Here is a 17135-nt window from a genome sequence, read left to right on the forward strand (position 1 = left end):
CGTGGGTTCTTACTCTCGAAGGATGGCTTATTCCGCGCATCGCCCCGGCCAGATGGATTCGCAGGGGCGGATCACCTTCGAATCCGGCGCCCCCGACGGCACGGTTTCCGACGAGGACCTCAACTTCCTGCGCAGTTTCGAACCCACCGGTAGCGACTCCCCGACGACTCCGGTGCCGGATGCTCCCGACACCACCACGCGCCCGACAGCCGTGATCGACCCGGCCGATGTGCCAGCGTCTGCAGCGCCGGCGCCCGCTCCGAGGCCGCCGCGCGCACCCCGCCAGAAGCGTGTGAAGAAGACTCGGGTGGCCCGTACCCTCGCGATCCTCGGCGGTGCCGAGGGCGAGATCCTCGACAAGGTGCCCGGCGAGACCCCGCGCTTCGTGCAGATGTTCTTCGTGCTCGCGGGCACCGCGCTGGTCTCGGCGATCTCGATGCTGTTCGCCCTGACCACTGGCGTGCAGGCAGCGATCTGGCTGGCCGTGCCGCTCGCGATGGTCTGGGCGCTCATCATCTTCAACCTGGACCGCTTCCTCACGTCGACCATGACCTCGACCAGGAACGTCTGGAAGCTCATCGGCCTCGCCATTCCGCGCGTCATCATGGCGGCGATCATCGGCTTCGTCGTGGCCGAGCCGCTCGTGCTGCAGGTGTTCCACAATGACATCGCGCGTGAGGTGGCATCGACCAACATCACCCAGTCGCAGTCCGACCAGGATGCGCTGGAGAGCGGGCCCGAGAAGAAGGCGCTGGACGAGGCATCCGCCCGTCTCGCCGAACTCGAGAACCAGGCGGCGACGGGTATCGTCGCCGGCACCGGGTCGGCCTCGGCGAGCGAGTCGGCGGCGCAGGCGACCGTCGACGACCTGACCGCGAAGATGACGACCCAGCAGGGTGTCATCGATCAGGCACGTGCGCTCTACCAGTGCGAGCTCACCGGGGAAGGCGTGGGCACAGTGCCCGGCTGCACCGGCGTGAACGGCGAGGGCGCGAGCTCCGACGCCGCGCAGGCGCAGCTCGCGCAGACGCAGCAGACCTACGACGCGCTCGCGGAGCAGCTGCGGGTCGCGAACGAGGAGCTCGCCGCCGCCGGCAGCGCCGCGAAGGAGAACACCTCGGCCTCGGAGTCGCAGAACCGCCAGCAGGCGAACGACCAGCTGCCGGCCGCTCAGGAGTCGTACGATCAGGCGCTCGCCGCATACAACGGCAGAGCGGATGCCGTGGCGCAGGGCAACGCGGGAGCGATCGGCCTGCTCAGCCAGATCAGCGGCCTGAACAGGCTCTCCGAGAAGGAGCCGACGATCCTGTGGGCGCACCTCCTGATCGCGGCGCTGTTCTTCATGATCGAGCTGTTGCCCGTGCTGGTGAAGGTTCTCACCTCGTACGGAGAGCCGACGCTGTACGAGAAGGCGGCGGCGATCCGCAAGCAGGTCGCCCTCGACCGGGTGACCGCTGAGGGCTTCCGCGATCGGGCCGAGATCGTCGCATCCGGGGCGAGCGCGACGGATGCTGCGGTCTCGGTTGCGGAGCCCGTTGATCCCGTTGAGCCGGCCGCCACGCGTCGAGTTCCTGTTCAGGCCACCTGAGCGTTGCGTTCCGTGCGCTGAGGCGTTCGCTTCGCTCGGCCGAATGCGCTTGCCTCGGCCGGATTCGCGGAGAGCGGCCGAGGCAAGCGCACTTCGCCGAGGCGGGCGTCCGGCGCGAGGGGCGACGGGTCGGTGCGGCCGCGCTGGGCGAGGCTACTGATCCGGATCCTGCGGAGCGCGGGGGTCGTGCGCGCTGCGTCGGCGATCGAGCGGATCAGTGCGACGGTCGAGGGGGTCGCGCTCCAGGGTGCGCCCGTGAGCGCAGCCTCGATCACGGCAAGGGGATGCCGGAGGGCGTCATCGTGCTGACGGGAGTCGTCGCTGAGCCAGTCGAGCAACTGGGCAATGGTCCATTCCGAGTCGATTGGATCAAGAAGCATCCCTGTTCTGGTGGTCATCGTGTCCATTGGTCCAGAATCGGATGTCATGAGCGTTGAAGACAGGGCCAATGGTCGGCCAGTGGACCAGCAATCGGCCACCGGTGTGCCGCTGGTGCGTGCCGGCGAGGTGTCGTCCGACCAACTCTCGGCTCGGCTCGGCCGTTGGACGCATGGCGACGGCACACTCGCGGCCCGCCTCTCGCGAGGAATCGCCGCGTTGATCGCGAGCGGCGAGCTGCGACCCGGTGACCGCCTGCCAGCCGAACGCGCGCTCGCGGCGGCGGGTTCGGTCTCGCGGGGCACCGTCGTCTCGGCCTATGCCGATCTCGCCGAGCGAGGACTCGTCGAGCGGCGGCAGGGGAGCGGCACCCGGATCGCCGGTGTCGCGGCATCCGCGGCTCTCGTTCAGCGCCCCGGCCGTGGTGAGGTGCTGTTCTCCGCCCTGCCCAACTCGATCGATCTGCTCCGCACCGTGCCGCGGATTCCCGATCTGGGCGTCCAGCTGATCCGCGATCATCAGCCACGGCTCGATCTCGCCCTGCTGCCGGAGACCGACCCGGCCGGCCTCCCCGCGCTGCGCGAGCAGATCGCCGCGCTGTTCTCGGCGGAGGGCACGCCGACGACGCCGGAGCAGATCCTGGTGACCCACGGCGCGCAGCAGGCGATCAGTCTCGTCGTCAATGCCCTCGTCGGGCCCGGTGACGTGGTGCTCGCCGAGGAGGTGACCTGGCCTGGTGTCACCGACTCGGTGGGTCTGCGGGGCGGCACGGTATACGGCATTCCGATGGGCGACGACGGCCTCGACGTCGATGCGCTCGAGGTCGCGATGTCCCGGATGCGGCCGGTGCTCGTCGCGATCAATCCGCATCACCACAACCCGACCGGAACGCGATTGCCGGCAGCCGCCCGTTACCGCGTCGCCGAGCTCGCCGCGCAGTACGGCGTGCCCATCATCGAAGACCGCGTCGTCGCCGACATCTCGTTCGACGGAGTCGTACCCCCGTCACTCGCCGCCGAGAGGGCGGATGCTCCCGTCATCGTCGCGGAGTCGGTATCGAAGTGGGCATGGGCCGGTCTTCGGATCGGCTGGCTGCGCGCCGATCCGGTCCTCGTGCGACGCCTGCGCGGAGCCCGGCAGCTCGCCGACCAGTCCACAAGCGTCCCGGGGCAGCTCCTCGCGCTCGATCTTCTCGCGCATGCAGACGAACTGCGCCGGGACACGAGTCGCACCCATCACAGGAGACTGGGCCTCCTGCAGGAGCTGATGGCTGAGCACCTGCCGGACTGGACCTACGTTCCGCCGCGCGGTGGGCTGTCGCTCTGGGCGGCGCTTCCGATCGGGTCTGCCGATGCGCTCGCGCGGGTCGCCGCCATGCACGGAGTTTCTGTCGCCGGGAGCGCGTCGTTCGCAGCGTCGGTTTCGCCGGACGATCACATCCGCCTTCCGTTCACTGCTCCAGACGAGGTTCTGACCGAGGGGATCCGGCGCCTCGGTGCGGCATGGCGGGAGTACCGGGGCAGTCTCTGAGACCGGTCACGGAAAATCAGCCCCGCTGTCGGTTCCGGCCAGTAGCGTTGGAGCATGGTCAACTATCGCTATCTCGGCAACAGCGGTCTCAAGGTCTCTGAGATCACCTACGGCAACTGGGTCACGCACGCCTCGCAGGTCGAGGACGACGCCGCCCTCAAGACGGTCCACGCCGCTCTGGATGCCGGCATCACCACGTTCGACACCGCGGACACCTACGCCAACACAGCCGCGGAGGTCGTGCTCGGCAAGGCGCTCTCCGGCCAGCGGCGCGAGGGACTGGAGATCTTCACGAAGGTCTACTTCCCGACCGGCTCGAAGGGCCCGAACGACACCGGCCTCAGCCGCAAGCACATCCTCGAATCGATCAACGGCTCGCTGAAGCGTCTCGGCACCGACTACGTCGACCTGTACCAGGCGCACCGCTTCGACTACGAGACCCCTCTCGAGGAGACTTTCCAGGCGTTCGCCGACATCGTGCGGCAGGGCAAGGTGCTCTACATCGGCGTCTCCGAGTGGACGGCGGAGCAGCTGCGTGAAGGCCACGCGCTCGCGAAGCAGCTCGGGGTGCAGCTCATCTCGAACCAGCCGCAGTACTCGATGCTGCACCGCGTGATCGAGGGCAAGGTCGTGCCGGCTTCCGAAGAGCTGGGCATCTCGCAGATCGTCTGGTCGCCGATGGCCCAGGGCGTGCTGAGCGGCAAGTACCTCCCGGGTCAGCCGGTACCTGAGGGATCGCGCGCCACCGACGAGAAGAGCGGTGCGCACTTCATCAAGGGCTTCCTGAACGATGACGTGCTCACCGCCGTGCAGCGGCTGAAGCCGATCGCAGCCGAGGCCGGACTCTCGATGCCGCAGCTCGCGATCGCCTGGGTGCTGCAGAACCCGAACATCGCCGCAGCTCTGGTCGGAGCCTCCCGTCCCGAGCAGCTCGCCGACACGGTGAAGGCATCCGGCGTGAAGCTCGACGCCGATACGATGGCTGCGATCGACGTCGCCCTCGGTGATGCGGTCAACCGGGACGCCGAGGACACCTACACGGTGTCGCCGAAGGAGCGCCTGGTCTGAAGAGAACCCCGCGAGAGGGGAAGGGCGAGGATGCCGGTCGACACGACGACGTGCTGGCAGCTGACGGCCGCTGCGTGCCGGGGTGACGTCGCGCTCGTCGCGGCCCTCGGTACGGGCAGCGGCAGGCACAATGTCGATCCGGCCCTCGCCCTCGCCCTTCTCGGAGCGGCGGAGTTCGCCGCCGGCGAGTTCGAGCGGGCCGTCATCACCACCGAGCGGGCGCGGCTCACCGCCCTCGAAGCCGGGGACGCCGAGGTGTTGCACTTCGCCTTGTCCTTCCGCGTCCTCGCCTCCGCCGGAGTGGTCTGGGAAGATCCGACCGCCGACGACGGCTTTCCGGAGCTGTGGGCGCGCCGTGGTGTGCTGGACTCGTTCGACCCGAGCATCCTTCCGCTTGCCCGGTTCGCCTTCGTCGAGGCCGCATTCGCGACCGGGCGGTTCGACGAGGCAGCGGAGGTGCTCGGTCCGATCGGCGAAGTCGTCGGCGTCGACGCCGGGCTCAGCGGCATCCATGCCTTTCCTGCTCTCGTGCTGCAACCCGCTCGACTGCTGATGTTCCGCGGCGATGCGTCGAGCGCTGCGCCCCATCTCGAAGCGGCAGCGGCGATCGCCCGGGAGCAGGGCGACGAGGTCTGGGTGCGCGCGATCGCCTCCGCAGCCGCGTTCGCCGCGGTGCTGGGAGGGGAGAGCGGACATCTCGATCAGGCCGAACGCGACCTCATCGACCCCACGCAGGCACCTCGCGGGTACATCGAAGCAGCGGTCTTCGCCTTCATCGCCTATGCGCGAGCCGGCCTCGGGCAGTGGGCCAGGGCGGAGGCCATTCTGCTCGCCGCCGGTGGTCCGGCGTTCCCGTTCATGCAGGTCGCGGATCGCGCGATGTGCACCGACATCCTCATCGCCGCAGCGATCGAGCGAGGCGACCTCGAAGGCGCCGAGCGGATCGCGACCGAACTGCTGCCGCTGATCGTGCACCCCGGTGCGCAGGTTCTCGTCGAGCAGGCCTTCGCGCGTATCGACGTCGCACGCGGCCGCATGACGGAGGCGGCAGAGCGCGCGGCCATCGCGGGCGCGCGCGCCGAACTCGCCGGGCGTTACCGCGACGCCGCCCACGTGCGGATGCTGCGGGCCCGTGCCCTCGCTGCGCTCGGACAAGCGGAGGAGGCGGTCCATGAGAACCTGTCGACCCTGCGCGATCCGGGTATCACGGGCGATCGCGGCATCGAACGCCAGGTACGGCGCCAGCTCCGCCAGCTCGGTCATCGGCCGCGGCCCACGCCCGGATCCGGCTGGGGTGCGCTCAGTGCGCGTGAACGCGAGGTCGCCACCCTCGTCGCCGGCGGGGCGAGCAACAGGGTGATCGCATCGACGCTGTTCCTCTCCGAGCGCACCGTCGAGGGGCATGTCTCCCGTATCCTCGCGGCGCTCGCCATCACCTCACGCAGCGGCATCCCGGCGTTGACCCTGGGCCACCTCGGCGCCCCGATCGTCCCCGTGCCGGCGCTCACCCCGCGTCAGCAGACCACGGCGGAGCTCGTCGCCACCGGTCTCGGCAACGCCGAGATCGCCCGACGACTCGACGTCAGCGTGAAGACCGTCGAGAAGAACGTGAGCGAGATCCTGCGTCGATGCGGGTTGACCTCACGCACGGGGATCGCGCGGATGATCATCGATGCCCCGGTGCTCGAAATCGAAACCTGACCGGGTCTGGCGCGAGGTTTCCCTACTCACGCCGGTCGGCGTCGCGGTGCGATCATCGGTGACATGAGGCATTCGAAGAGCGTTGGCGCGTTGGCACTGCTGCTGCTGCTGACCGGATGCACTCAGGCGGCGCCGCCCGCGGAGGATGGCGGGAGTGCGCCGAGCACGGTGGAGGGTGACGGCGAGGGCGACGGTGCGGCGACTGGGGCCTGCGCCGGCGACCTCGACGAAGACCTCAAGCCGTTCAGCAGCGATCTGGTCACTGAGCCGATTCCCGATCACGCGGTGTACGGGGACGGCAGCGAGATCGCATTCACCACCTCGATCGGGGCGGGGCTGTACCCCACGTTCGAGTTGCTGAAGTTCGTCGACGGCGTGCCCGCCGATTACTCGGCAGGCAACTGGGAGGACGCCGGAGACGGACGCTATACCACCGCGCTCAGCGTGTTCGACAGCGATCTCGACGGGCAGGAGGGCCTCGTCAAGGTCATGGCATTCCCGGAGGGTGTCACGTTCGACGGCGAGAAATACGAAGGGGATCAGGTGGTGCTCGGCATCTACTGCATCACCTACTCTGTCGAGTAGAGGACGTCGCTCGCGGCCGCTCCCGCGGCGAGCGTCTCAGGCGAGAGTGATGTCGACCTGGATCTCGGCCGCGAGGCGTTCGAGATCGGAGCGCAGCGTCTCGAGGTCCACGGACGCAGGCACCTTCGCCACCACGGTCGCCTCGAACAGGCGCCCACCCGACATCGCCGCATCGCGGGTCGTCGTGGTCAGGTCCTCGATGCTGAGGTCGTGCGCGCTGAGTGCGGCGGACACCTCGCGGACGATTCCGGGCCGATCGTTGCCGAGCACCTGGATGGTCAGCCGCCGATCGCCGTCGGCGGTGGCCGCCGTATCCGTGCCGGTGACCACCGCGATCGTCAGCAGCCCGTCGAGACCGCGCAATGCGGCGTCCAGTTCGGCCGTGCGATCGGCCGAGACCGAGACCTCGATCACCCCGGCGAAGGTGCCGGCGAGCTCGGCGAGCTGGCTGTTCTCCCAGTTGCCTCCGTGCGCATCGACGACATCGGCGACGGCGGCCACGAGGCCGGGACGATCTGCGCCCGCGACAGTGAGGATCAGAGTTGTCATGGGGTCAGCGTATCGAGATGCCGTCGCCGGTGAACATCGGGCCGGGGTCACTCCATCCAGTCGCCGGTCGCCAGGAACTGCTCCAGCCGTGCACGGTGCGGGGTGAGGTCCCAGCCCTGCTCGGCGACCCAGGCGTCGGAGTAGTAGGTGCCGGCGTAACGGATGCCGCTGTCGCAGATGAGCGTGACGACGCTGCCGGTCTCGCCCGCGGCGCGCATCCGCGCGATGAGCTGGAACGCTCCGTAGAGGTTGGTGCCGGTCGATCCGCCGGCCCAGTGCAGCGTGCGCTCCTTGAGCAGCCGGATCGCCGCTATGGAACCCGCGTCGGGGACGCGGATCATCTCGTCGATCACGCTCGGGACGAAGGAGAGCTCGACGCGAGGACGACCGATCCCTTCGATGCGGCTCGGGCGTCCGGCCGGAGCATCCGGGGTCCCTGCCCATCCGTCGTAGAACGCCGAGCCCTCGGGGTCGACGACGGCGACCTGCGTCTCGTGGCGGCGGTACTTGACGTAGCGCCCGAACGTCGCGCTGGTGCCGCCGGTACCGGCCCCGACCACGATCCAGCGGGGGATCGGGTGCCGCTCCTGGGCGAGCTGGCTGAACACGCTCTCGGCGATGTTGTTGTTGCCGCGCCAGTCGGTGGCGCGCTCGGCGTAGGTGAACTGGTCGAGATAGTGGCCGCGGCAATCCGAGGCGAGGCGCTGCGCGGTGGGCGACATGTCTTCGGCCCGGTCGACGAAGTGGCAGCGTCCGCCGTAGAACTCGATGAGATCGATCTTCTCCTGGCTGGTCGAGCGCGGCACGACGGTGACGAAGGGCAGCCCCAGCATCCGGGCGAAGTAGGCCTCGGAGACGGCCGTGGACCCGCTCGACGATTCCACGAGCGTGCTGTCCTCATGGATGCGGCCGTTGACCAGGCCGTACAGGATGAGCGAGCGGGCGAGACGGTGCTTGAGGGAGCCGGTCGGATGCACCGACTCATCCTTCAGGTACAGATCGATGCCCCACTCCGACGGCAACGGGAACAGGTGCAGGTGCGTGTCTGCGCTGCGATTGGCGTCGGCCTCCAGCAGGGCGATCGCGGTGCTGGTCCAGGTGGTCATTGTTCGAGGGTATCGGCCGGGCGATTCCGGGCGGGACCCGTCCGTCAGGCGGATGCGGCCTGACGCAGCCACCGCTCGATGCCGGCGATGTGCGCGGTGGCCAGCGACGTTGCGAGAGCGGGGTCGCGCTGTGCGATGGCATCTGCGATCGCGCGGTGCTCGGAGAGCGTGCGCTCGACAGCGCCTTCCTCGGTGAGACCGCGCCAGACGCGGGCGCGCACCGTCTGACTGCTGAGGTGATCGATGAGGCTCGAGAGGTACGCGTTGCCGGCCATGCGCACGATATCGCGGTGGAAACGGATGTCGTGCTCCACGAGCTCCTCGACGGTGACGGAGGCGTCGACCCCGCCGACCTCCCGTTCGAGCTCGGCGATCTCGTCACCGCTGCCCAGGGTGGCGGCGAGGCCGGTGGCCTGCGACTCCAGCATCCGTCGCACGGCGAAGATCTCCAGCATCGAGTCGTCGCCGTGCATGTCGACGACGAATGAGATGGCTTCGAGGAGCAGGTTCGGCTCGAGGCTCGTCACATAGGTTCCGTCGCCACGGCGCACATCGAGCACGCGAATGACCTCGAGCGCCTTCACCGCTTCGCGCATCGAGTTCCGGGACAGGCCGAGCCTCTCGGACAGCTCTTTCTCCGGCGGGAGCCGGTCGCCGGGGCCGAGCTCGCCGGACACGATCATCGCCTTGATCTTCTCGATCGCCTCGTCAGTCACAGCCATGGCGTCATCCTCGCACATTCATCGGATGTCTGGGGCAGGATGGAGCCATGCGCGTCCTCGACTCACACCTGCACCTGTGGAGACCCGACCTTCTGGAGTACACCTGGCTGGAAGGGCCGCTCGCTTTCGAATTCGCGGCTCTCGAGTTGGAGCACGCCCGGATCGAGGGCGCCACCGAGGTGGGTGCCGTCTTCGTCCAGGCAGAATGCGTCGAAGCACAGTTCCTCGACGAGGTGCGCTGGGTGACGGGTCTTGCCCGTGAGGCCGGTGTGAAGGCCATCGTCGCCGGTGCGCGGCTCGACGAGGGTGCTTCGACGACGGCGCATCTCGAGGCGCTCGCGGAGTTCGGGCTGGTCGTCGGGGTACGCCACCTGTTGCAGGGGGAGCGCGACGGCCTCGCGGCGACACCCGCGTTCATCGCCGGTGCCCGCGCCCTCGCCGCGCGCGAGTGGACGTTCGACGCCTGTGTTCGAGCCGCGCAGCTGCCGGACATCACGGCGCTCGCCGCGGCCGTGCCGGAACTGCGAGTGGTGCTCGACCATGTCGGCAAGCCCGCGGTGGGCATGGCATCCGCCCCGCTCGCGCCATCGGCCCAGTGGGTGTCGGACCTGACCGCTCTGGCGCAGCATCCGAATGTCTACTGCAAGCTGTCCGGGCTCCCTGGCGAGGCCGGCGGAGATTGGGATGCTGCGCAGGTCGCGCCCTTCCTGGACGCCGCCGCGGCGGCGTTCGGCCCGGAGCGGTTGATGTGGGGCAGCGACTGGCCGGTCTCGGTCATCGGGCCGGCCGAGCCCGGCGACCCGCACGCTCCGGCCGACGGTGCTCCGACGTATCAGCCGACCGCTCGCACCCGCTGGGCGCAGACGGTCGTAGCGTGGGCGACGAGTCGCGGCCACGACGTCGATGCGATCCTGTGGGCCAATGCCGCACGCTTCTACGGCATCGACAGCGCGCCCCGCCGCGGCGGCATCCTGGGCTGGCTGCGCGGCGACCGGGGCTAGCGCCCTGCAACCGTTCGGCCCCACGTCGTTCCCGTCGCAAAATGTCCCGGTATTCCTCGCGAATACCGGGACATTTCGCGACCGGAAGGGTCAGGACGACCGGCGTAGCTTCCTGGTGATGAGTTCGAAGCACACGTGCCAGACGTACTCGAGGGGACCCCGAGGGAATGCTCGCAGCCAGAGCTCGGCGAAGAGGACGAGCAGCAGGGTGATCACGACGAACATCGCCAGTGTGCCGAGCACCGGGTCGATCAGACCGGAGAGTGGCGAGTTACCGATCACGTACTGTCCCACGCGCCCGAGGATGTTCTGCAGCACATAGCAGGTGAGAGCCATCCGGCCGACCATCGAGAGTCGACGTCCGACGAATCCGATGGGGCGACGTTGATAGAACTCGGCCATGAGCGCGAGCACGCCGAAGGCGACCATGGGTGCCGTGACGTATCTGCCGAAGTTGAAAGTGTCGCCGGTGACGAACGCGAGGAGGTCCAGTGGCAGGCCGACGCCGAAGCCGATCACCATGAGCCACTTCCTGAGCCGGGCTCCGCGGCTCTCGAAGATGCCGTTTCGGTACAGCACAGCCCCGAGGGTGAAGACGGCGAGACCAAGGGTGATGATCGTGCCGGCGTCGGTGCCGAGAGTGATGTCGGAGAACACCGTCAGGACGTTCTCGTGGACGGTCTGCCAGTAGGTGGGCCGGGCTTCGTACACGGGGAATTCGCCGGGAAGCACGATCCCCGGGAGGCTCACACCGCCTGGAGCGAAGATCCCGATCGTGAGGATGGCGAGGTGCGTTGCGAGCGCCGCCCCGATGAAGACCCACTGCCGCTTCTCCGGCAGCAGGAGGACGAATGCGACGATGAAGCCGACGATGGCGTACGCGCGCAGGACGTCGAACTGCACGACGAAGATGTAGTTCAAGGCGCCGTCGAGGAAGAGCAGGCCGGCTCGGATGGGGTACGTGCCTGGCCAGCGCAGGCCCCGCCGCAGGGCCGCTTGGCGTTGGATCTCGAGACCGATGCCGAACATGATGGTCAGCAGACCCAGGAACTTGCCATCCGGGATCCACCCCAGAAAATCCTGCCACCAGATGTCCACGGCGCGATCGCCGGTGAAAGCCACGAACAGCCAGATGTTGCTCGCCAGGGTGCCGATGATGGCGACTCCGCGGATCACGTCGAGCGAAGGAATGCGGCGCTGCGACCGAGCCGACTCGATCGGCCGTGAGCTCGTCGATCCTGTGTGATCGGCGGCGTCGGCTGCGGCTGACTCGGCAGGCGGCGTAGGCGGTGCGGGCGGCGTCGGTAGTTCGGGCGGAGAATGACGGCGGTGCGGGGTCAGCGGGGACGGTGAGACGAGATCGGTCATCGACCCAGTCAATGCGTCGAGCTGTTGTGGTCTCGTATGCAGATCTCGATACGCGGACGATAGCCGGTCGCAGCGGGAGGCATCGATCCGGATGGGATCGATGCCTCCCGCGACCGGCGGTGGCTCGGGCGGCGCCCGTCAGCCGATCGGACGAGCGTCGAACGCCACGTATTCGATCGTGTGGGTCTCGGGCTGTCCGGAGCCGAGCGCATGCGTGCGGACGGTCGCCGCTCCTGCGGGAATCGTCAGCCCGTCGGCGACGAACGTGCGCGTCTGGGTCTCGCCAGGGGCGAGGCGCTTGATCCGATCCGATCCGAGCGTCGTCTCGATGCGCACGTCGGTGTCGCGGTCACCCGCACCCTGCACCGTCACGGTGAGGGCGGCTCTGCCGTCGGTTCGCGTGGCTTGGACGGACACCGCGCCCGAGGTCGCCACCGGCCCGGCGTCGAGGCCGTCGAGGAGCAGCCCTCGGTAGATCCGAGGCGCACCGTCGAGGTTGAGCTGCACCTGCCCGCCCGACGAGGCCAGTGCGCTCGTTCGGCCGAAGGAGTCCGTCTCTGTGACCGTCGCCGTGGCCGGGAGCGTCACCTGGGTCTTCGTCGACCAACCGTCCTGCCAGATCTCCGGCGCGGGGAAGCGCCAGTCCGTGCGGGCACCGGCGGTGTTGAGCAGGTATCCGTCGCTGCGGTTCCAGAGCACGGCGAGCGGGCCCTCCGGCGTGGTGAAGAGCAGGCCGTGGGTGGTTCCGTCATCGAGGTGCACCCAGCGGACGAACTCGGCCTGATCGAACGCGCGGGCTGCCGTCGCATAGGCCAGGAGCGACGGCTTGGGCCCGAGGTCTCGATTCACCAGCCCGAAGTGGTACTCCGTGTCCTCGGGGTCGGCGCCCATCGGGCTGATCGTGTACGAATCGAAGAACTGATACCAGCACACGGCCCGCACACCCTCGGCCTTGGCGAGAGCGAGCGAGAGCAGCACGTTCTCGGCGGCGTGCCGATAGGTGTCGTTCCACCACGCGTTGGGCCGGGTGCAGGCATAGGCCTCGGTGAGCCAGATCTCCTTCTCGCCGTACTCGGACATCATCTCCTTCAGCTGGCGAAGGCCACCGAGGAAGTTCCAGTACGTTCCGGTGGCCCCGGGACTCCATTCGCCGCCGTCTCCGTCCGGGACGAAGTCGGGAGTGAAGTTCCCACGCCCGGGGTGGAAGGCCACGCCGTCGACGAGATCCCACCCGCCGGCAGCGTGGAACTCCTCGAACCATGGACGATCCATTCCCGCGAGTCCGTTGTTCATGATCCGGAAGTCGGCGCCCTGGGCGGCGCGCGCCGCGTGCACCGGCTTGAGCACGCGCTCCACGTATGCCGGGGCGGCATCGCCGGTATTGAACGGACGGTTGAGCTCGTTGCCCACCTCGAACCAGGTTGCCCCTGCTGCGATGGCCGTGGCCGTGCTGGACCCGGCCCAGGTGACCAGAGCGGCATCGGTCGCCGTGAGGTCGGGCTGCAGTTCGAGGTTGTGATCCATCCCTCGAGCGTCGTACGCCGATGGCGGCAGCCCCGGCCCGCCGTCGTAGGCGATCCGGATCCACTGGATGCCGATCTTCTGCCAGAGGTCGAGGGTCGCCTGCTCGCCGGCGTTCAGCAGCCACGGGTAGTTCGCGATCCCGAACATGCTGGCCGAACCCGCGGTGTAGCCGAACGGGGTCAGCGCGGCGAGTGTGGTGCGCGCGAATGCGCTGTCGCTCGTCGTCGTGGCGGTCGCCTCGAGCAGCACCATCCCCTCCGCTTCCAGAGGGACCGTGATCGCCGCATCCGCCGTGGACAGAGCGGGGATCGTGATCGATTGCGTGCCGGAGGTGACGACGACCCCGTTGTCGTCACGCGCCCACCAGTCCAGCGCGAAGGTGTCGTCGACCGCGTGGGCATTGGTCACCGTGACCGTCGCCGTCACGTCGCCCGCCGCATCCCACACGTTGTACGGCCGCTGCGTGGAGAGCTCGATGCCCACTCCGTCTCCGCGCCCGATGGCGGCACCCGAGGCAGGACGTGCATCGGTGAGGATCAGGCTCGCGCGGGTCACGGCGGTCGTGGCATCCACCGAGCTGCCGGGGGCGTGCACCCAGGTGGATGTGGTCCAGGCCTTGCGAGACGAGTCAAGCAGCAGTAGCCCGTGGCCGGCGGCCCACGCGGACCGGTAGACGACGCCCGTCGGAACCTCGTAGGGGACGCCGCCCGCGCCGTCGCGCTGCCACTCCGACGTCGGGATGTACTCGTCGGCGGCAGTGGGCAGGTTGATCGCCCTGCTGAACATGAAGCCGGCCGGGTTGAGGGTCGTCGATCCCGACACCGTCCATTCGACGTGCATCTGCGCGGTCTGCACGCGGATGACGGCAGACACGGTCTGCCCGCCCGCCGCGACAGGCATCGTGTAGTCCATCCGGATCGCCTGCTCACCGCCGACTGTCACCAGGGACGGCGTGCCGCCGGTGGAGGTCTGGATGCCGTGGACGGTGTCCTTCGTCTGGAAGCGGGAGCCCGCCATCAGCAGCGTTCCGGTCGCGTTGTGCACGGCGATGCGCCCGCCGACGGATGCCACGACACGGATGCCGGTGGCCGTGAGCGTGACGTCGGTTCCCGCGGCTGAAGCGGTGACGGTGCTCGGAGGTAGCGCGATCAGGGCGCCCGCGAGCAGACCGGCGCCGAGGAAGTGCCGACGGGACAGCGTGAGGTGCAGGGGATCGGGGGACATCATTGTCCTTTCCATGATGATAGGGATTATCAAGGAACTATGCACCGAGTAACGATTCCAGCACAAGAGTTTGACAAGGATCCGATCCGGTCTGTTATGGTCATCTTCGAGTTCTGATAATCCGAACTATCAGGAGAGCTCGATCAGGAGAGGTCAATGACGACGAACAAGAATGGGCGCATCACCCAGCGCGAGATCGCGAAGATCGCCGGGGTGAGCCAGGCGACCGTGTCGATGGTGCTCAACGACAAGGACTACTCCAACGTCCGCATCCCCGAGGCCACTCGTGAGCGGGTGCTGCGAGCGATCGAGCAGACGACCTACGTCGTCGACCCCGCAGCGCGTCGCCTCGCCGGACTCGACAACAAGATCCTCGGCATCTTCACCTACGAGCCGGCACTGTCGGCCGAGAGCATGGACTTCTACGGTCCGCTCCTCAACGGCATCGAACGCGCCGCTGAACGGCTCAGCTGCGATCTCCTCTTCTTCACGGCTTCTCCGCTCGTCGACGGCTCGCGCAGCCTGTTCCACAAGAACACCCGGTTCCGCCTCGCCGACGGTTGCCTGCTCCTCGGGCAGCAGATGAATGGCGCAGAACTCGCACGACTGGTCGCCGAGGGTTTCCCGTTCGTCGCCGTCGGACGTCGGGATGAGCCGGATGTGCCGTACGTCGGAATCGACTACCTGTCGCTCACCGGCGAGATCATCCGCCGCCTCGCGGCTCTCGGTCACGAGCGCGCGGTCTACCTCCACCACGGCACGGTCGCCCCCGCCGCAGCCGACCGCCGTTCCGGAATCGCCCAGGCGGCCTCAGGGCTGCGCATCGCGGTCACCTCGATCGATGTGACCGGCCTCGATCGCGCGGCGATCGCTCGTCGCGTACTCGAGCTGGACTCCACCGCCGTGATCGCCGAGGACGCGTTCCTCGCCGAGTCCGCAGCGTCCGCGCTCGCCGCAGAGGCGCCGGATGCCGCCCTCAGCTACGTCGCGCTCGCCGACGTCGCCGGTCACGCCATCGACGGCGCACCGCTCAGCGGATTCGATCTGCGCCGCGAGGCCGTCGCGTCGCGGGCGCTGTCGCTGCTCCAGGACATCATCCTCACCGACGTGGCCGAACGCGGTGACCTGCAGAAGCAGGTGCTGTTGACCGGCGAGATCGTCGACGGCGCGACCCTTCACGCGGTGAGTCGATGACGTCGTTGCAGACCGACGTTCTCATCGTCGGCGGAGGACTCGGCGGGGTCGCGGCTGCGCTGGCCGCGCTCCGGCGGGGTCGCCAGGTGATCCTCACCGAGCAGTACCCCTGGCTCGGAGGGCAGCTGACCTCGCAGATCGTTCCGCCTGACGAGTCGTACTGGGTCGAGCAGTTCGGGATCACCGCGTCCTATCGCGCGCTCCGCGACGGCATCCGCGACTACTACCGCCAGAACTATCCGCTCACCGAGCGCGCTCGTTCGACGAAGGAGCTGAACCCCGGACTCGGTCGGGTCAGTCGGCTGTGCCACGAGCCGCGCGTCGCGGTCGCAGTGCTCGATGCGTTGCTCGCGCCCTACCGTGCCAGCGGGCTGCTCACCGTTCTGCAGCCGGCGCTGCCTGTCGCGGCGACCGTCGATGGCGACCTCGTGACGTCGGTCCTTGTCGAGCACGACGGGCAGCGGCGCGAGATCACCGCGTCCTTCGTCCTCGACGCCACCGAAACCGGTGATCTCCTCCCTCTCGTCAATGCCGAGTACGTCGTCGGCGCCGAATCTCGCGCCGAGACAGGGGAGCCGAACGCCGCCGAGGTGTCCGACCCGCAGAACGTGCAGGCGATCACCTGGTGCTTCGCGTTCGACCACGAGGAGGGCGCCGATCACACGATCGAGCGACCTGCGGAGTACGACCGTTTTCGGGCGGCCCATCCGGAGTTCTGGGGCGCCCCGCTGCTCTCGTTCACCGCACCGGATCCGCGCACGTTGGAACCCGTGACGCGCACCATGAACGTCAACCCGCCGATCGTCGAGCGCGGAGCATCCGATCAGAGAACCGACGCGGGAGACCGAGACCTCTGGGAGTTCCGTCGCATTCTCGCCCGTGAGAACTTCGTCCCCGGTTTCCTCGACAGCGACGTGGTCGTGGCCAACTGGCCGATGCTCGACTACCTCGACGGCTCTGTCATCGACACCGCGGATGCCGCGGACCACCTGGCCGGCGCCAAGGAACTCGCGCGGTCGTACGTGTACTGGCTGCAGACCGAGGCTCCGCGACCCGACGGCGGCTTCGGTTTTCCGGGGCTCCGCCTGCGGGGAGACGTCGCCGGTACCGAAGACGGATTCGCTCAGGCGCCCTACATCCGTGAGTCACGGCGGATCGTCGCACGACGCACGGTCGTTGAGCAGGACATCTCGGTGGCGCTCCGCGGACACGGCGGGCCCGCGACCTTCGACGACTCCGTCGGCGTCGGCATGTACCGGATCGACATCCACCCCTCCACAGGTGGTGACAACTACATCGATGTCGAGTGCGCGCCGTTCGAGATCCCCCTGGGCGCGCTCGTTCCCGTGCGGCTGCGCAACTTCCTGCCGGCGGCGAAGAACATCGGCACCACCCACATCACGAACGGCGCCTATCGCCTGCACCCCGTCGAGTGGAACATCGGCGAGTCGGCCGGCGAGCTCGCTGCCTTCTGTCTGGAAGGCGCGCTCGATCCCGGCGCCGTTCTGGCGGACCGGGCACTCGTCATCGCTTTCCAGGCCCGCCTCGTCGAGGCGGGCATCGAGATCCACTGGCCCGAGATCATCGGCTACTAGAG

At 68.4% G+C, this 17135-nt stretch carries 14 protein-coding genes; 8 read left to right on the plus strand and 6 right to left on the minus strand.

The window, feature by feature from the left end:
- Nucleotides 1-22: 22 nt before the first annotated feature.
- Nucleotides 23-1588: a DUF4407 domain-containing protein gene (locus LTA6_RS08060; protein WP_407359134.1), complete on the plus strand. Its 1566-nt coding sequence runs from the start codon at nucleotides 23-25 to the stop codon at nucleotides 1586-1588.
- Here the strand turns inward: LTA6_RS08060 and LTA6_RS08065 are convergent.
- Nucleotides 1576-1995: a hypothetical protein gene (locus LTA6_RS08065; protein ID WP_407359135.1), complete on the minus strand. Its 420-nt coding sequence runs from the start codon at nucleotides 1993-1995 to the stop codon at nucleotides 1576-1578. The two genes, LTA6_RS08060 and LTA6_RS08065, sit on opposite strands and share 13 nt — an antisense overlap.
- 19 nt (nucleotides 1996-2014) lie before the next feature.
- Here LTA6_RS08065 and LTA6_RS08070 point away from each other — a divergent pair, with 19 nt between their 5' ends.
- The 4 genes from LTA6_RS08070 (at nucleotide 2015) to LTA6_RS08085 (ending at nucleotide 6850) form a co-directional block, all read left to right on the plus strand.
- Nucleotides 2015-3496, plus strand: a complete 1482-nt coding sequence (locus LTA6_RS08070; RefSeq protein ID WP_341977270.1) for a PLP-dependent aminotransferase family protein — start codon at nucleotides 2015-2017, stop codon at nucleotides 3494-3496.
- A 54-nt stretch (nucleotides 3497-3550) separates the two neighbouring features.
- Nucleotides 3551-4564 (plus strand): aldo/keto reductase family protein, encoded by a 1014-nt coding sequence (locus LTA6_RS08075; RefSeq protein ID WP_341977272.1) that lies wholly within the window; start codon nucleotides 3551-3553, stop codon nucleotides 4562-4564.
- Nucleotides 4565-4594: 30 nt separating this feature from the next.
- A complete protein-coding gene (locus LTA6_RS08080) occupies nucleotides 4595-6265 on the plus strand; it encodes a LuxR C-terminal-related transcriptional regulator (protein ID WP_341977274.1) in 1671 nt (556 codons plus the stop codon).
- A 63-nt stretch (nucleotides 6266-6328) separates the two neighbouring features.
- Nucleotides 6329-6850: a hypothetical protein gene (locus tag LTA6_RS08085; RefSeq protein ID WP_341977276.1), complete on the plus strand. Its 522-nt coding sequence runs from the start codon at nucleotides 6329-6331 to the stop codon at nucleotides 6848-6850.
- A gap of 36 nt (nucleotides 6851-6886) precedes the next feature.
- On the opposite strand, the gene LTA6_RS08090 is transcribed toward LTA6_RS08085, so the two are convergent.
- From LTA6_RS08090 to LTA6_RS08100, 3 genes are read right to left on the minus strand one after another with little or no spacing between them, the layout of a single operon-like run.
- The gene (locus tag LTA6_RS08090; RefSeq protein ID WP_341977277.1) at nucleotides 6887-7399 is read right to left on the minus strand and encodes an ACT domain-containing protein; all 513 of its coding nucleotides are present in this window, start codon (nucleotides 7397-7399) and stop codon (nucleotides 6887-6889) included.
- Nucleotides 7400-7446: 47 nt separating this feature from the next.
- Nucleotides 7447-8505, minus strand: coding sequence for a PLP-dependent cysteine synthase family protein (locus LTA6_RS08095; protein ID WP_341977279.1), 1059 nt, complete (start codon nucleotides 8503-8505; stop codon nucleotides 7447-7449).
- A 44-nt stretch (nucleotides 8506-8549) separates the two neighbouring features.
- Nucleotides 8550-9227: a FadR/GntR family transcriptional regulator gene (locus LTA6_RS08100; protein WP_341977281.1), complete on the minus strand. Its 678-nt coding sequence runs from the start codon at nucleotides 9225-9227 to the stop codon at nucleotides 8550-8552.
- 47 nt (nucleotides 9228-9274) lie between these two features.
- On the opposite strand from LTA6_RS08100, the gene LTA6_RS08105 reads away from it, so the two are divergent.
- The gene (locus LTA6_RS08105) at nucleotides 9275-10228 is read left to right on the plus strand and encodes an amidohydrolase family protein (RefSeq protein WP_341977283.1); all 954 of its coding nucleotides are present in this window, start codon (nucleotides 9275-9277) and stop codon (nucleotides 10226-10228) included.
- 90 nt (nucleotides 10229-10318) lie between these two features.
- On the opposite strand, the gene LTA6_RS08110 is transcribed toward LTA6_RS08105, so the two are convergent.
- Both LTA6_RS08110 and LTA6_RS08115 read right to left on the minus strand, forming a co-directional pair.
- On the minus strand, nucleotides 10319-11596 hold the full coding sequence (locus LTA6_RS08110; RefSeq protein WP_341977285.1) for a DUF418 domain-containing protein: 1278 nt from the start codon (nucleotides 11594-11596) through the stop codon (nucleotides 10319-10321).
- Between the two features lie 138 nt (nucleotides 11597-11734).
- Nucleotides 11735-14344, minus strand: a complete 2610-nt coding sequence (locus tag LTA6_RS08115) for a hypothetical protein (RefSeq protein WP_341977287.1) — start codon at nucleotides 14342-14344, stop codon at nucleotides 11735-11737.
- Between the two features lie 156 nt (nucleotides 14345-14500).
- Here LTA6_RS08115 and LTA6_RS08120 point away from each other — a divergent pair, with 156 nt between their 5' ends.
- Together LTA6_RS08120 and LTA6_RS08125 are read left to right on the plus strand one after the other, a co-directional pair.
- Complete coding sequence (locus LTA6_RS08120; protein WP_341977289.1) at nucleotides 14501-15538, plus strand: LacI family DNA-binding transcriptional regulator; 1038 nt, start codon at nucleotides 14501-14503, stop codon at nucleotides 15536-15538.
- A complete protein-coding gene (locus tag LTA6_RS08125) occupies nucleotides 15535-17133 on the plus strand; it encodes an FAD-dependent oxidoreductase (protein WP_341977291.1) in 1599 nt (532 codons plus the stop codon). Before LTA6_RS08120 ends, LTA6_RS08125 begins: the two co-directional genes overlap by 4 nt.
- The last annotated feature ends 2 nt before the right edge of the window (nucleotides 17134-17135 follow it).

The organism is Microbacterium sp. LTA6 (assembly GCF_045690355.1).
GTDB lineage: Bacteria > Actinomycetota > Actinomycetes > Actinomycetales > Microbacteriaceae > Microbacterium.

Coding starts and splice junctions, on each gene's coding strand:
- LTA6_RS08115 (WP_341977287.1), bottom strand. CDS start 14,344: ATGTCCCCCGATCCCCTGCACCTCACGCTGTCCCGTCGGCACTTCCTC.
- LTA6_RS08105 (WP_341977283.1), top strand. CDS start 9,275: ATGCGCGTCCTCGACTCACACCTGCACCTGTGGAGACCCGACCTTCTG.
- LTA6_RS08065 (WP_407359135.1), bottom strand. CDS start 1,995: ATGGACACGATGACCACCAGAACAGGGATGCTTCTTGATCCAATCGAC.
- LTA6_RS08070 (WP_341977270.1), top strand. CDS start 2,015: ATGAGCGTTGAAGACAGGGCCAATGGTCGGCCAGTGGACCAGCAATCG.
- LTA6_RS08085 (WP_341977276.1), top strand. CDS start 6,329: ATGAGGCATTCGAAGAGCGTTGGCGCGTTGGCACTGCTGCTGCTGCTG.
- LTA6_RS08125 (WP_341977291.1), top strand. CDS start 15,535: ATGACGTCGTTGCAGACCGACGTTCTCATCGTCGGCGGAGGACTCGGC.
- LTA6_RS08095 (WP_341977279.1), bottom strand. CDS start 8,505: ATGACCACCTGGACCAGCACCGCGATCGCCCTGCTGGAGGCCGACGCC.
- LTA6_RS08110 (WP_341977285.1), bottom strand. CDS start 11,596: ATGACCGATCTCGTCTCACCGTCCCCGCTGACCCCGCACCGCCGTCAT.
- LTA6_RS08075 (WP_341977272.1), top strand. CDS start 3,551: ATGGTCAACTATCGCTATCTCGGCAACAGCGGTCTCAAGGTCTCTGAG.
- LTA6_RS08100 (WP_341977281.1), bottom strand. CDS start 9,227: ATGGCTGTGACTGACGAGGCGATCGAGAAGATCAAGGCGATGATCGTG.
- LTA6_RS08060 (WP_407359134.1), top strand. CDS start 23: ATGGCTTATTCCGCGCATCGCCCCGGCCAGATGGATTCGCAGGGGCGG.
- LTA6_RS08120 (WP_341977289.1), top strand. CDS start 14,501: ATGACGACGAACAAGAATGGGCGCATCACCCAGCGCGAGATCGCGAAG.
- LTA6_RS08080 (WP_341977274.1), top strand. CDS start 4,595: ATGCCGGTCGACACGACGACGTGCTGGCAGCTGACGGCCGCTGCGTGC.
- LTA6_RS08090 (WP_341977277.1), bottom strand. CDS start 7,399: ATGACAACTCTGATCCTCACTGTCGCGGGCGCAGATCGTCCCGGCCTC.